The sequence below is a fragment of the Ferrovibrio sp. genome (assembly GCF_046297595.1).
Classification (GTDB): domain Bacteria; phylum Pseudomonadota; class Alphaproteobacteria; order Ferrovibrionales; family Ferrovibrionaceae; genus Ferrovibrio.
Genome location: NZ_JBKBHT010000014.1, coordinates 1 through 14,064, shown reverse-complemented (window position 1 = coordinate 14,064; position 14,064 = coordinate 1). Strand labels below are relative to the sequence as shown.

Annotated in this window: 16 protein-coding genes; 5 read left to right on the top strand and 11 right to left on the bottom strand. The window is 66.4% G+C overall.

Annotated elements, in window-relative coordinates:
* The 6 genes from ACK4FJ_RS19980 to argS all read right to left on the bottom strand — a co-directional run.
* Nucleotides 1-715, bottom strand: a 715-nt coding sequence (locus tag ACK4FJ_RS19980) for an SMC-Scp complex subunit ScpB (protein WP_409768680.1), incomplete at its 3' end; no start/stop codon positions are given.
* A 6-nt stretch (nt 716-721) separates the two neighbouring features.
* Nucleotides 722-1,594 (bottom strand): segregation and condensation protein A, encoded by an 873-nt coding sequence (locus ACK4FJ_RS19975; RefSeq protein WP_409768677.1) that lies wholly within the window; start codon nt 1,592-1,594, stop codon nt 722-724.
* Between the two features lie 46 nt (nt 1,595-1,640).
* Complete coding sequence (locus tag ACK4FJ_RS19970) at nt 1,641-2,336, bottom strand: site-2 protease family protein (RefSeq protein ID WP_409768674.1); 696 nt, start codon at nt 2,334-2,336, stop codon at nt 1,641-1,643.
* Entirely contained in the window at nt 2,333-3,385 is a 1,053-nt protein-coding gene (nagZ, locus tag ACK4FJ_RS19965; protein ID WP_409768671.1) for a beta-N-acetylhexosaminidase, read from the bottom strand. Before nagZ ends, ACK4FJ_RS19970 begins: the two co-directional genes overlap by 4 nt.
* Nucleotides 3,372-4,238, bottom strand: coding sequence for an SPOR domain-containing protein (locus tag ACK4FJ_RS19960; RefSeq protein ID WP_409768668.1), 867 nt, complete (start codon nt 4,236-4,238; stop codon nt 3,372-3,374). Before ACK4FJ_RS19960 ends, nagZ begins: the two co-directional genes overlap by 14 nt.
* 4 nt (nt 4,239-4,242) lie before the next feature.
* Complete coding sequence (argS, locus tag ACK4FJ_RS19955; protein ID WP_409768665.1) at nt 4,243-5,994, bottom strand: arginine--tRNA ligase; 1,752 nt, start codon at nt 5,992-5,994, stop codon at nt 4,243-4,245.
* 274 nt (nt 5,995-6,268) lie between these two features.
* On the opposite strand from argS, the gene erpA reads away from it, so the two are divergent.
* Genes erpA through ACK4FJ_RS19935 form a run of 4 tightly spaced genes read left to right on the top strand, consistent with a single transcriptional unit; the run spans nt 6,269 to nt 8,870 of the window.
* A complete protein-coding gene (erpA, locus tag ACK4FJ_RS19950; protein WP_409768662.1) occupies nt 6,269-6,592 on the top strand; it encodes an iron-sulfur cluster insertion protein ErpA in 324 nt (107 codons plus the stop codon).
* Nucleotides 6,593-6,638: 46 nt separating this feature from the next.
* Nucleotides 6,639-7,184, top strand: a complete 546-nt coding sequence (locus ACK4FJ_RS19945; protein ID WP_409768659.1) for a cysteine hydrolase family protein — start codon at nt 6,639-6,641, stop codon at nt 7,182-7,184.
* A 20-nt stretch (nt 7,185-7,204) separates the two neighbouring features.
* Nucleotides 7,205-7,975: an exodeoxyribonuclease III gene (gene xth, locus ACK4FJ_RS19940; RefSeq protein WP_409768656.1), complete on the top strand. Its 771-nt coding sequence runs from the start codon at nt 7,205-7,207 to the stop codon at nt 7,973-7,975.
* Nucleotide 7,976: 1 nt separating this feature from the next.
* Nucleotides 7,977-8,870 carry an alpha/beta hydrolase fold domain-containing protein gene (locus tag ACK4FJ_RS19935; RefSeq protein ID WP_409768653.1) on the top strand — a complete coding sequence of 298 codons (894 nt, stop codon included), beginning with the start codon at nt 7,977-7,979 and terminating at the stop codon, nt 8,868-8,870.
* On the opposite strand, the gene recQ is transcribed toward ACK4FJ_RS19935, so the two are convergent.
* From recQ to ACK4FJ_RS19910, 5 genes are all read right to left on the bottom strand, one after another.
* Nucleotides 8,867-10,729 (bottom strand): DNA helicase RecQ, encoded by a 1,863-nt coding sequence (gene recQ / locus ACK4FJ_RS19930; RefSeq protein WP_409768650.1) that lies wholly within the window; start codon nt 10,727-10,729, stop codon nt 8,867-8,869. The two genes, ACK4FJ_RS19935 and recQ, sit on opposite strands and share 4 nt — an antisense overlap.
* 45 nt (nt 10,730-10,774) lie before the next feature.
* Entirely contained in the window at nt 10,775-11,140 is a 366-nt protein-coding gene (locus tag ACK4FJ_RS19925; protein ID WP_409768647.1) for a DUF427 domain-containing protein, read from the bottom strand.
* 17 nt (nt 11,141-11,157) lie between these two features.
* Nucleotides 11,158-11,835: a glutathione S-transferase family protein gene (locus tag ACK4FJ_RS19920; protein WP_409768644.1), complete on the bottom strand. Its 678-nt coding sequence runs from the start codon at nt 11,833-11,835 to the stop codon at nt 11,158-11,160.
* A gap of 173 nt (nt 11,836-12,008) precedes the next feature.
* The gene (locus ACK4FJ_RS19915) at nt 12,009-12,473 is read right to left on the bottom strand and encodes a nuclear transport factor 2 family protein (RefSeq protein WP_409768641.1); all 465 of its coding nucleotides are present in this window, start codon (nt 12,471-12,473) and stop codon (nt 12,009-12,011) included.
* A gap of 77 nt (nt 12,474-12,550) precedes the next feature.
* Nucleotides 12,551-13,384 (bottom strand): helix-turn-helix domain-containing protein, encoded by an 834-nt coding sequence (locus ACK4FJ_RS19910; RefSeq protein ID WP_409768638.1) that lies wholly within the window; start codon nt 13,382-13,384, stop codon nt 12,551-12,553.
* A 205-nt stretch (nt 13,385-13,589) separates the two neighbouring features.
* On the opposite strand from ACK4FJ_RS19910, the gene ACK4FJ_RS19905 reads away from it, so the two are divergent.
* Nucleotides 13,590-14,064: peroxidase family protein (locus ACK4FJ_RS19905; protein WP_409768635.1), on the top strand; the 475-nt coding region annotated here is incomplete at its 3' end.

Below are 14,064 nucleotides of genomic sequence, written 5' to 3'. Positions count from 1 at the left end.
TGCGCTGCACCTGGCGGTGTTCCTCCAGCATGTGCTGCAGGTCGGGCGCGGTCATGAAGGCCCAGCGGCCGGCCACCTTCTTCAGGTTCACGCCGCGCGGGCGATACTGGTCTTCCAGGGCCGCCAACACAGCCGGCACGCGGGTGCCTTTCGGCAGGCGCTTGCGAAGGGTGGCTTCGTCCAGCGGCTCCGCGGCGGCGAACAGCAAAGCCTCGGCCATACGGATTGCGGCGGCAAAGGCGGCCTCGCGTTCCTCGTCGGTCAGCGCCGGGCCGGCATCGTCCTCGGCCTCTTCGCCATCCTCGGCTGCCGCGGCCTTGCGGCTGCGCTTTGGCTTGGCGGGCGGCGCCTCGGCTACGGCCTCGGCCGTCTCCTCTTCGTCGCCGTCATCGTCGTCGTCTTCGTCGGACTCGTCATCATCGTCCGAATCATCATCGTCGTCATCGGACTCGTCATACTCATCGGAATCATCGTCATTGTCGTCCGAATCTTCGTCGTCCGAATCATCATCATCGTCGTCGTCGAAGTCGTCGTCATCATCGTCATCGGACTCGTCGTCCGAATCGTCATCGTCGTCATCCGCGTCGCGCTTGGGTGCGGCGGCAGAGGCAAGACTCTCGCAATCCTCCTCCTCGGCATCCTCCGGGGCGGCGGCGATTTCGATTTCATCCTCCAGCCGGTCTTCGCCGACCGGCAACGCGTCGTTGGACTGCATGACGTCTTACTCTTCCGGATTGGTAACGGCCTCGGCCGGCATGTTGCCCTGGCCGCGGCGGATATAGATGGGACCGAAGGTCTGCACCTGCTTCAGCTCGATCAGACCCTGCTTGGCCATTTCGAGGCTGGCATTGAACGTGGAGGCCAATGCCGATTTCACCGTGAACGGGTCGTCCATCTCGATCGGCAGGAAGGACTGCAGCGTCGCCCAGTCGGGAATCTGGCCGATCATGTTGCGCAGCCGTGCCAGCGCCTCTTCCACCGACACGATGCGGCGGCGCGCCATCTTCATGGTCAGCACTTCCGACGAACCCTTGGACGCGCGGAACTCGGCATAGGCCTTGAGCAGCTCGTAGAGCGTGGCGTTGTAGACCGACTTGCGGATCACCCGCACGCCTTCCGGCTTGCCACGCAGGAACATGGCAAGGCCGACCTGGTTGCGGTTCATCAGCTGGTCGGCCACGCGGCGCATGGCTTCCAGCTTCTGCAACTGCAGCGCCAGGCGCGCCGCCATGTCGGCACCGGAGGGCTCGCCCTCCTTCTCCGGCTCGGGCACCAGCAGGCGCGATTTCAGGTAGGCCAGCCAGGCGGCCATCACCAGGTAGTCGGCGGCGATCTCGATGCGCACCTTGCGCAGTTCGGCGATGAAGGCCAGGTACTGTTCGGCCAGCGCCAGGATCGAGATTTTGCGCAGATCCACCTTCTGCTCGCGCGCCAGCGCCAGCAGCACGTCGAGCGGCCCCTCGAACACCTCGAGACTGAGAACGAACTGCTCGCCGACGCGGACGCCCTCGCCTCCCTCGGCCAAGCCGTCGCGATGCGCCGGCTCGAAAGCCTCGGCGGCGGGGGCAACGGGAGTGTCAGTGGCTTCGGTCACGGGCCTCAAATCCAGGTTGGCCAAAATTTCAAATCGGCTCGCGGTGTTAGCCGCTATGCCCTGACAACTCAAGCAGGATGTCCCGCAGGCCGGCGACAACCGGGGTGATCAGCTCAAAAAGCGGATTCCAGTCGGCGCCGAATTCGCGGGCCGCCAGCGGAACGACCAGCAGCAGAATCAGGAGGATGACCATGCCATAGGGCTCCAGCCGGGCCAAGGGCCGTGCCAGCGGCAGGGGCAGCCAGCCCACCGCTACCCGGCCGCCATCCAGCGGCGGCAGAGGTATCATGTTAAAAACACAGAGTATCAGATTGATAGCGATGGCATTTTCAAGATTGGCGGCAATCCACGTATCGGCCAGCCCGCCGAACAGCGGCAGCAGGTGGAACAGCAGCATGGCGGCATAGGCCTGGGCCAGGTTCACCCCCGGTCCGGCGATGGCCACGATGGCCATGTCGCGGCGCGGCGACGGCAGCTTCCAGAAGTCCACCGGCACCGGCTTGGCCCAGCCGAACAGGAACGGCGCCTTGAACAGCAGCAGCAGTCCCGGCACCACCACGGTGCCCATGGGATCCACATGCCGCAGCGGGTTGAAACTCACCCGCCCCAGCCGCATGGCGGTGTCGTCGCCCATCTTCCAGGCCACCCAGCCATGGGCGGCCTCGTGCAGGGTGATCGCCAGCAGGGCCGGCAGCACCCAGGTCGAGGCGGCGAAAATGAAGCCGGCGATGTCCCCCATCATGCGGCAACGGGCAGAAGCAGTTCGGCCAGGCGCGCCCGGTCGGTTTCGCTGAATGGCCGCGCTTGGGCCGGCAGTCCGGCGCGGGCCTGCGCCACGCGCCGCGCGGCGGCCTCCGTCATCGCCGGCAGGGCGGCGAACAGCGCCTGCATCTCGGGCAGGTCGCCCGAGCAATGCAGCACCAGGTCGCAGCCGGCCTTCAGCGAGGCCACGCCAGTCTCGGCCGGCGTGCCCTTCAGGGCCTTCATGGTCAGATCGTCGGAAATCAGCACGCCGTCGAAGCCGATCTGGCTGCGGATCACCTCGGCGATCACCTTGGGCGACAGCGTGGCCGGCAAGGCGGCATCCAGCGCGGTATAAACGATATGCGCCGTCATCGCCCAGGGAGCATCCCGCAAGGCAACGTAGGGCGCGAAGTCACTGCGTTCCAGCGTGGCGCGGTCGGTATCCACCACCGGCAGGTCCAGGTGGCTGTCGGTATGCGAGCGGCCATGGCCGGGAATGTGCTTGATCACCGGCAGCACGCCGGCATCGCTCAGGCCCCGCATCACGGCACGCGAAATGGCGATCACGGTTTCTGCGTCGCGGCCATAGGCACGGTCGCCGATCACGTCGTGAGCGCCTTCCACGGGTAAGTCGGCCACCGGCGCGCAATCCACGTCGATGCCAAGGGCCGCCAGTTCGGCGCCGATGGCGCGGTAATTCAGATAGGCCGCCTCCTCGCCCGCCTGGCGGTCGCGGCGGTACAGCTGGCCGAACACCACCCCGGCCGGAAACTTCGGCCAGTGCGGCGGCTTCAGCCGTGCCACGCGGCCGCCTTCCTGGTCGATCAGCACGGGCGCCAGCGGATTGCCGACCACACCCCGGAAATCGGCGATCAGTGCCCGCACCTGTGCCGGGTTGTCGATGTTGCGCGCGAACAGGATCAGGCCCAGCGGCTTGCGCACGCCGAACAGCACGCGCTCCTCCGCCGTCAGCTGCTGCCCGGCGCAGCCCACCACGACGGGCGCATAGGCCGCCCAGTCGATATGGGACAGGTCAGCGGCCGACAACGATGCAGCCCTGGTTCTTTGCCGCCAGCTGCTGGCAGACATTCTGCGCCGCGGCGCGGTCCTTTAGCGGCCCGGCCTGCAGGCGCACGAAAGTGCCCTTGCCGGCGATGTCCACCCGTTCATACGACGGCGTCAGGCCACCGAGGATGTCGGGGAATTTCTTCTGCAGCTGGTTCCACGTCGACGTTGCCGCCGCCTGGTCCTTCAGCGAGGCAAGCTGGACCTTGGCGCTGCCGCCCGGCGTGGCGGTCACGCTGGGGGCAGCCGCCGGAGCCGTTGCCGTCTGCGCCGGCGCGCGTGTGGCCGGCGTCGCGGCGGGCTTCTCTTCGGCCTTCGGCGCCACCGGCTGCGAAGGCGCCGGCGTCGTCACGGCCGACGGGCTCGGCGCGTCGGTACGGTTCGGCAGGCCAGTGGGCGCGCTCGGCGACTGGCCGGGCACGGTGGCCGGCGCCGGACGGTTCGGCACGGTCACGGCATTGGTCTGCGCGCCGGGCTGCGTCGGGGCGGCGCTGGGCCGCTCCGGCGGCGGCAACAACTTCTCGGTGCCGGGCGTCGCCGCCTGCTGGTTGCCGCCCAGGCGCTCGTAGATCTGCTTGTCCTGGTTCGGCACCTGCATGCCGCCGGGATTCTCCGGTGCGACCTTCGCGGGGCTTTGATCGGCACGGATCAGCGGCGGCGCGCCCGACGCGCCGCGCTTCACGCCCTGGTCATAGGCGAACCAGATGCCGATGCCGAACGCCGCCACGGCACCCAGCGCGATGGCCGCGGTGATGATCTTCTTCGGGCTGGCCGGAGCCTGGTCCGGCTCGCTCAGGACGGGACGCGAGCCCCGGTCGCTGCGCAGGTCGCTCATACTCTCACCTCATCTCTTCGACAGGCGTCACGCCCATCACCGACAATCCCGACGCGATCACCAGGGCCACGGCACGCAGCATGGCCAGCCGCGCCCGCGTCAGGGGCAGGTCTTCGGGAATCAGAAAACGCACGCTGGTATCGTCGCGGCCCACATTCCACAGGCCATGGAAGGCGGCCGCCACATCCTGCAGGTAAAACGCCACACGATGCGGCTCGTGCGCCTCGGCAGCGGATTCCACCAGCCGCGGCCAGCCGGCCAGCAGCTTGACCAGCGCCAGTTCGGACGGATGCGACAGTTTCGTCATGTCGGCCTGCGCCAGCGCGCCATCCTCGGTGTCGATATCCGGCACTTCCGACACCGCATTGCGCAGCACCGAACAGATGCGCGCATGGGCATACTGCACATAGAAAACCGGATTGTCCTTCGACTGTTCGGTCACTTTCTTGAAGTCGAAATCCAGCTGCGCATCGTTTTTGCGCGTTAGCATGATGAAGCGCACGACATCCTTGCCCACTTCATCCACCACGTCGCGCAGGGTCACGAAAGTGCCGGCGCGCTTGGACATTTTCACCGGCTGGCCGCCATCCAGCAGGTTCACCATCTGCACCAGCTTGACGTCCAGTTCCGCCTCGCCGTTCGACATCGCCTTCACGGCGGCCTTCATGCGCTTCACATAGCCGCCATGGTCGGCGCCCCAGACGTCGATCATCTGCTTGAAGCCGCGCCGGTACTTGTCGTCGTGATAGGCGATGTCGGCGCCGAAATAGGTCCAGGACCCGTCCGACTTCTTCAGCGGACGGTCGGTCTCGTCGCCGAATTCGCTGGCCTTGAACAATTCCTGCGGCCGTGCCTCGTAATCGTCCGGCGTCTTGCCCTTGGGCGGTTCCAGCACGCCGGTATAGATCAGGCCGCGCTGCTTCAGGCGGTCGAAGGCGCCCTGCACCGCGCCGCTGTCATGCAGCGCCTTTTCCGAGGTGAACACGGCATGATGGATGCTCAGCGCCGCGAGGTCGTCGCGGATCATGTCCATCATCGCCTCGGTCGCTTCCTTGCGGAAAAGCTGCAGCCAGTCGGCATCCGGCGCGGCCTTGTATTTATCGCCGTATTTCTGTGCCAGCGCCGCGCCCAGCGGCTTGAGGTAGTCGCCCGGATACAGGCCCTCGGGGATCGTGATGCTTTCGCCCAAGGCCTCGCGGTAGCGCAGATGCGCCGAACGGGCCAGCACGTCCACCTGGGCGCCGGCATCGTTGATGTAGTATTCGCGTGCCACCTGGAAGCCGGCCTTGTCCAGCAGGGCCGCCAGCGCGTCGCCGAACACGGCGCCCCGGCAATGGCCCACATGCATCGGGCCGGTCGGATTGGCCGACACGTATTCCACGTTCACCGGCTCGCCCTGGCCGATATCGCTGTCGCCATAGGCCTTGCCGGCGCGCAGGATCACCGCCACCTGCTGCTGCCAGTGTTCGGGCTTGAGGCGCAGGTTGATGAAGCCCGGGCCGGCGATCTCGACGGCGGTGACGGCCGGATGGGCTTCCAGCAGGGGTTTCAGCTTCTCGGCCAGCGCGCGCGGCGCCATGCCGGCCGGCTTGCCCAGCACCATGGCCACGTTGGTCGCCAGGTCGCCATGGGCGGGATCGCGCGGCGGCTCGACCGCGATGGCAGACAGCGGCAGTTCTCCCGCCAGCACGCCCTGCTCGGACAGGCTGTGCACGGCGGCCATGATGGCGCGGCGGAAATCGGCGAAAACGTTCATTGCGGAAGGCTTTTCTGTAAATCCCAAAACGGGGCCAAAAATCGGGGCGGACACTACCGGCTGCCCCTTCCGGCCGCAACGCGCCCAAATAGCCGGCCCCAAGACTGCGCCAATGCCATAATACCGGGCGAAATTGACTTCCGCGCCCGGGTCCCTAAATTGCTCATGCAATGTGGCAAATTATTGGTAAACCGAGTGTAAACCTCCGATGAGCGACGCGACAGTCCAGACCGCCCCCCAGACGGCCCCTCTTCCGGCCGCAACGGCGGATTCCGTGGTGACCTTGAGCGCCTCGGCCGCCCGCCGCATCCGCAAGGTGGCCGAATCGGAGGGCAATCCGGCGCTGGCGCTGCGCATCAGCGTCTCGGGCGGCGGCTGCTCGGGTTTCCAGTACAGCTTCAGCCTCGACGATGCCCCCACCGCCGACGACATGGTGATCGAACGCGACGGTGCCCGCCTGCTGGTGGATACCGTGTCGCTGGATTACCTGCGCGGCTCGGAAGTCGATTTCGTGGAAGACCTTTCCGGCGCCGGCTTCCGCATCGCCAATCCGATGGCCCAGCAGAGCTGCGGCTGCGGCAATTCCTTCTCGGTCTGACATTTCCAGGCACGGCATAACCCTGCCGTCGAACGCGGCCCTGCTGGTGATCGACCTGCAGTTGGCCATCGACGCGCCCTATCACGCCGCCGAGGGCCCGCGGAACAACCCCGACGCTGAAGACAAGGTCGCCGCCCTGCTGGCGGCATGGCGCAAAACCAGCCGGCCGATCTTTCATGTCCGGCACGATTCCGTCCTGCCCGACTCCGCCTACCGGCCGGGCCAGCCCGGCAACGATTTCAAGCCCATCGTGACGCCTCTGGCCGGCGAAACCGTAATCCCCAAACGCACCAACAGCGCCTTCATCGGCACCGGGCTGGAAAACCAGTTGCGCCAGGCCGGGATCGACACCCTGGTCGTCGTCGGTGTCGTGACCAACAATTCGGTGGAGGCCACGGTCCGGATGGCCGGCAACCTCGGATTCCGCACGCTGCTGGCCGAGGATGGCTGCTTTGCCTTCGCGCGGCGGGACTGGCGCGGCGTGCTGCGCAGCGCCGAGGAGGTGCATGCCATGTCGCTGGCCAACCTCGATGGCGAATATTGCACCGTGGTGAAGACCGCCGACCTGCTGGACGCGGTCGCAAAAGCCTGACAATCGGCTAAGCTGCGGTCATGAGAATCGCCACCTGGAACGTCAATTCGATCAAGGCCCGTCTGGCCAACGCCACCGACTGGACGCGGACGGCCAAGCCCGACGTGCTGCTGCTGCAGGAAATCAAATGCCAGGACGCCGACTTTCCGCGCCTGGAATTCGAGAGTCTGGGGTATCAGGTCCATACCCATGGCCAGAAAAGCTATAACGGCGTCGCGCTGCTGAGCCTTACCAAACCCGACGCCGTGCGCATCCGCCTCGATGGCGAGGATGCCGACGAACAGGCGCGCTACATCGAGGCCGACATCGCCGGCATCACGATCTGCGGCCTCTACCTGCCCAACGGCAATCCGCGTCCGGGCGAAAAATACGACTACAAACTGCGCTGGATGGAGCGCCTGCGCCAGCGCGCCGCTGCTCTGCTGGCGGCCGAAACGCCCTTCCTGATGGCCGGTGATTTCAACATCTGCCCAACCGATGTGGACGTGTTCGATCCCATCGGCTTCGCCGAGGATGCGCTCTGTGCGCCCGACAGCCGCAAGGCCTGGCGCCGCCTGCTCAACCTGGGCCTGACGGAAGCCTGGCGCGCCCTGCATCCGCGCACGGTGGATTACAGCTTCTGGGATTACCAGGCCGGCTGCTGGCCGAAGAATAACGGCCTGCGCATCGACCATTTCCTGCTCTCGCCGCAACTGGCCGACCGGCTGGTGGCTTGCGAGATCGACCGCGAACCGCGCGGCCGCGAAAAAGCATCCGACCATACCCCGGTGATCTGCGAGATCGCGGCCTGACATGGCGACCCTGCCGCTGCCGTTGGTCATCGCCTATCTGCGCTTCACCGGGCGCACGCGCAAATTCCGTTCGGCCGAGAACCTGCATCGCGAGATCGCGAAGGAACGCCGCGGTTTCAGCCATGAACCGCCGGCCGCCATCGCGCGCGACTTCGCCATACAGCGCGACGATATCCTTGGCCGCCGCGTCTACACCCTGTCGCCCAGGGGCCACCGCTCGGCCGTGCGGCTCACGCACCTGCATGGCGGCGCCTATGTTTCGGGCCTGACCGCGCATCACTGGAAATTTCTTGCCGGCATCGCCGCCGCCACCGGCTGCAGCGTCACCATCCCGATCTATCCGCTGGCGCCGGAAGGCAACTGGCGCGAAGCCTTTCCCTTTGTCACCGAGGTTTATCGCCGGCTGGCGACCGAAACCGCGCCGGAGAACCTGGTGCTGTCGGGCGACAGTGCCGGTGGCGGGCTGGCGCTAGCGCTGGCGCAGACGCTGGCCGCGCAAAACCTGCCGCAACCGCGCGACATCGTGCTGATCTCGCCATGGCTGGAGGTCACCGCGCGCAATCCCGGCATTCCCGCCGTGCAGCCCTTCGATCCTTGGCTGGCAGTGCCCGGCGCGCTGGAAGCCGCCAGGCTTTGGGCCGCCGGCGACGATCCGTCAGATCCCCGCATCAGCCCGATCAACGGGCCGCTGCAGGGTCTGGGTCGCATCAGCCTGTTCATCGGCACGCGCGACATCCTGCTGCCCGATTGCCGCGAGTTGCGCGACCGCGCCGCGCGCGAAGGCGTGAATCTGCATTACGTGGAACAACCCGGCATGATTCACGTCTGGCCGCTGCTGCCGATCCGGCAGGCGAACGTCACCGCCGCCGAGATCGCCGCCATCGTCGCGGGCTAATCCGCCGCTTCGCTCGCGGGATCGTCGTGGGCCAGCACCACATCGAGGAAAGCCTGGCCGAAACGCTCCAGCTTGGCCTGACCGATGCCGTGGATGTCGCTCATGCGCCAGAGCGTGCGCGGGCGTTTCATGGCCAGTTCGATCAGTGTGCGGTCGGAGAAGATCACATAGGCCGGCTGCTGCAATTCGCTGGCATAACGCCGGCGCAGGTCTTTCAGCGCCGCCAGCAGCACCTGGTCAGGGCCTGACAGCGCGATTTCGGCCGCCGCCGACTTCGATTTCGCAGCATTGCGTTTGCCCGATTGCAGGCTTTCGCTGCGCAGCTCCACCCGCTGCTGGCCTTTCAGCACGGCGCGGCCGGCATCGGTGATGAACCAGCCGCCGAAGCCGGCGATATCCAGGTCGATCAGGCCGGCGCCATAGATCTGGCGCAGGATCGACCGCCAGGCATGGGCATCGCGATCCCTGCCCACGCCGAAGGTAGGCAGCCGGTCATGCTCGTGGCGCAGGATGGCATCCGTCGTGTTGCCCAGCAGAATCTGCACGATATGCTCGGTGCCGAAACGCTGGCCGGTGCGGGCGATGGCCGACATCGCCTTCTGCGCCTCTACCGTGCCATCGAAGCGCGCCACCCCGTCCTGGCACAGGTCGCAGTTGCCGCAGGGCTGGCTCTCCTCGCCGAAATAAGCCAGCAGCGTCTGCCGGCGACAGCGTGGGCTTTCACAGAGCGCAATCAGGGCGTTGAAACGCTGGCGTTCGATGCGCTTGCGCTCATCGGAGGTTTCGCCTTCCTCGATCTGGACCCGGCGCAGGCGCATGTCGTCCAGGCCATAGAGGGTGAGCGTCTCGGCCGGCAGGCCGTCGCGGCCGGCGCGGCCGATCTCCTGGTAATAGGCTTCCACGTTGCGCGGCAGGTCGGCATGGCAAACGTAACGCACATCGGGCTTGTCGATGCCCATACCGAAGGCAACCGTCGCCACCATCACCACGCCATCCTCGGCCAGGAATCGGTCCTGCGCGGCATCGCGGGCGCGCGGTTCCATGCCGGCATGATAGGCAATGGCGTCATGCCCCATGGCCTGCAAGCCGGCGGCCAGCTCCTCGGTGCGTTTGCGCGAGGCGCAATAGACGATGCCGCTCAGGCCCCGTCTGGCGGCGATGAAATCGCCGATCTGTTTCTTCGCGCTCGATTTCGGCTGCATCATCAGATGCAGGTTGGGGCGGTCGAAGCTGCGGATGAATTCGCGGGGCCGCCGCCCAGGCTCTGACCCGTCGCCGAACAGCTTGGCCACGATGTCGGCCCGCGTCGGCGCATCGGCGGTGGCGGTCAGCGCGATCGTCGGGATATGGCCAAGTTCGGCGCGAATGCCGCCCAGCGCCAGGTATTCCGGGCGGAAATCATGGCCCCATTGCGACACGCAATGGGCCTCGTCGATGGCCAGCAGAGACGCGCCGGCATTCCTGAGCAACGCCACGGTATCGTCGCGCACCAGCCGTTCGGGCGCGACATACAGCAGCCGCAGGCTGCCGTCGCGCAGGCCGCCCATCACGCGCTGGCGTTCGGCCTCGTCCATGGCCGAATTCAGGCTGCCGGCATTGATGCCGAAGCCCTGCAACTGCCGGACCTGGTCGCGCATCAGCGCGATCAGCGGCGAGACCACCACGGTCAGCCCGCCGCGCAGGATGGCGGGCAGCTGGTAGCACAGCGACTTGCCGCTGCCGGTCGGCATCACCGCCAGCACATCCTCGTCGGCCAGCAAGGCCTGCACGATTTCGGCCTGGCCGGCGCGGAAACGCTCGAAGCCGAATATCTTGTGCAAAGCGGCTTCGGCCGCAGCGAGGGAGGACGGATTTGTCACCGCTCAGAGCTACGCCCTGCCGCCGATTCGCGGCAAGGGGCCAGGTTAGGATTCCGTGGCCTGGATAGCGTCCACGCGGTCGGGATAAAAGGCCAGATGGCCGGCGATCTGGGTCATCGCCGGATAGGGCTGCTCGTAGCTCCACACCGCATTGGCCGACTGCTGGCCGCCGGCATCGAGCGTGTAATAGCTGGCATCGCCCTTATAGGGACAATGGGTGACGTGCTCGCTGCGGCGATAGAGCGCCATCGCGGCATCTTCGCGCGGAATGTAGAAGACCGGCGGATAGCTGGCCTCCTGCAGACGCAGCGCGCGCGTCGTCTCGGCCACCACCTGCCCGCTGAACGTCACCCGCACGCGGCCGGCAAAGGGCGTGATGGCGATCGGATGATCGGGGCCGGGCAGCTTCATCGTTTCAGCGCTTCGTCCTATTTCAGCAATTCATACGGCCCGCCCTGCTCCAGCGCGCGGTGATAGGCCGGACGGGCATGGATGCGGGCGAGGAAATCCTGGATCGGCTTGTATTCCGGCCGGTCGAGGCCGATGCGGCTGGCGGCCGCCTCCAGCGGGAAGCTCATCATGATGTCGGCGGCCGAAAAATCCCCGCCGGCGAACCAGCCGCCGCCTTTTTTCAGCGCATCGGCGCAGTATTCGAGATGGGTTTTCAGCTGCGGGTCGGTCACGGTCTGCTGCGCCTTGGCGGCGATCTTGCCCACCAGCGGCCGCAGCAAAGCCGGCACGCCCTTGGGCATGCGCAGGAACACGAGCTTCAGCAGCAGCAGCGGCATGGCCGAGCCTTCGGCGTAATGCAGCCAATAGGTATAGGCGCCGCGTGCCGCCGTGCTGCGCGGCGGCGACAGGCGATGCGCCGCGTCGTAGGTATCGAGCAGGTATTCGATGATCGCGCCCGTCTCGGCATAGACATGGCCGTTATCCTCGATCACTGGCGACTTGCCGAGCGGGTGCACCTTCTGCAATTCGGCCGGCGCGCGCATGGTGGCCGGGTCGCGCTCGTAGCGCTTCACCGTATAGGGCAGGCCCAGCTCCTCCAGCAGCCAGAGCACACGCTGGGACCGGGAATTGTTCAGGTGATGGACGGTGATCATGCGGGGAATCCCTGGGAGAAACGGGGCCGGGCTGGGTGGTCATCAGGGTAGACCATGACAGCGTAGCCGTCACTACCGCCGGGGGGAAGGGACATCCCGGCAACGCCCAGCATGAACGCAACGCCCGGTGTGAACGCAACATTCCGGCCCCGCTCCCTCCCGGGAGAGAGCCTTCAGGCCGCGCCGCGCGTCGTCTCGCTCACCAGCTTACCGTGCCGATACTGCCGCACGATGGTGTCGTCGGGTGGGTAATAGGCCGGCTGCAGCGGCGTCATCTGCGCCTGCACGCAGGTCCACAAGCCGCCATCGAGGAAGTAGGTATCGGTATAGGCGGTCATGCCGGTCACCTCCTGGCCGTCCCGGATACGCACGTATTTGGTCACCGAGCGCACCAGCGCGGTGTCGCCGAAGATGCTGATCTGCTCGTCGCGATAATCCCAGTAGACGATCACGTTCGGATCGAATCCCGTCGCCCAGTATTCGAGATACTCTTTCCGCCCCATCGGACGTCCGTCGGGCATGATGCAGACGAAGCGTTCGTGGATGATGGCGCTGTGTGCCTTCACGTCACAGGTGACGAAATTGTGGATGAACTTGGCATTCAGCGCGCGCAGCGCAGGCATCGGATTGTGGCGCATGGGACTTCCCCTGGTTGGCGATGCGCCACCCTGCCCCTTTCGACATCGCGCCGGCAATTACGCGCGATGTAAGCGTCTCAGTCGAACACCGAGCGCTGTGGATCGGCGGCCAGGCGCTGCGCCCATTGCGTCGTGGCATCGTCGGCGGGAAAGAAGAATTCGATCTTCACCTGCTGCAGTGTCACGTCGCGCGGCATGGCGAACTGCGTGAGCGTGACGAAAAAGGCGATCTCGTTCACGCCGACTTTCAGGCGCAGCACCGCCATCGGCCCCGCGCCGGCTTCCGCCGCCGCGTCTTCGGCACCGATCAGCTCGGGGATGCCCGGATAGGCCAGCAGGTCGGCGCGCAGCTTCGCCGCTGCCGCGTTCAGGCCCTGGTTGGCCTCGCGCTGCAGCATCTGCAGGAAGGATGCGATGAAATCCTCGCCGCCGATCATGAAGCGCCGCATGCCGCCGGGATGGCACAGCGAATGCAGCGCGTTGACGGCCAGTTCCTGCGGCATGTCGTAGAGCGGCCGCAGCGCGCCGAACAGCCGCGCGGCGGCGGTGTTGCGCAGCCGCACGCCCCAGCTTTCGTCCAGCACCAGGGCCGGATACGGCTCCTGATGCGCCAGCATGATGTCGAGCGCCTGGCGCGCCGGCGCCAGTTCGGGCGCACCGAGGTCGCGCGCGGCATACAGCGGCGCGAAGCCGGCGGCCACCAGCAGAGCATTCTGCTCGGCCAGCGGCAGGCCCAGCACACGCGCCAGCAGCACCACCATCTCGCGGCTGGGCGCCGAACGCCCGGTTTCGAGGAAACACAGATGCCGCGCCGAGATGCCGGCCTCGGTGGCGAGACCAAGCTGGCTCAGCCGGCGCAGGCCGCGCCAGTGCTTCAGCAGGCCGGGAAAACCGCCATGCATTCGGGACATGTCGTTCATGCCTGCACGCTAGGCCCGCGCGGTAAGCCCGGCAATGACCTGCGGGGTAAGCGCCGGCCCGGCCTTATGATCGGTAAAACCGATCATAAATACTAGAATAATCAATTTCCCCCTGAAACAGGCCGGGCGTAACGTGGTCGCCGTCCAGCCCGCTCCTCAGCCGGCCGGTGGGAAAACGAAGACAGGAGAGACGTCCATGACTGGCACCATGACTGGCAAATGCCCCGTAATGCACGGTGGGATCACGGCGGCAGGCACTACCGTCACCAACTGGTGGCCCAACGCGCTGAACCTCGACATCCTTCACCAGCACGACGCCAAGACCGATCCGCTCGGCCCCGACTTCGACTATCGCGAGGAGCTGCGCAAGCTGGACGTCGCCGCCCTGAAGGCTGATCTGAAGGCGCTGATGACCGACAGCCAGGACTGGTGGCCGGCCGACTGGGGCCATTACGGCGGCCTGATGATCCGCATGGCCTGGCATGCCGCAGGCTCGTATCGCATGGCCGACGGCCGCGGCGGCGGCGGCACCGGCAACCAGCGTTTCGCGCCGCTGAATTCCTGGCCCGACAACGCCAATCTCGACAAGGCGCGCCGCCTGCTCTGGCCGATCAAGAAGAAATACGGCAACCGCATCAGCTGGGCCGACCTGATCATCCTGGCCGGCACCA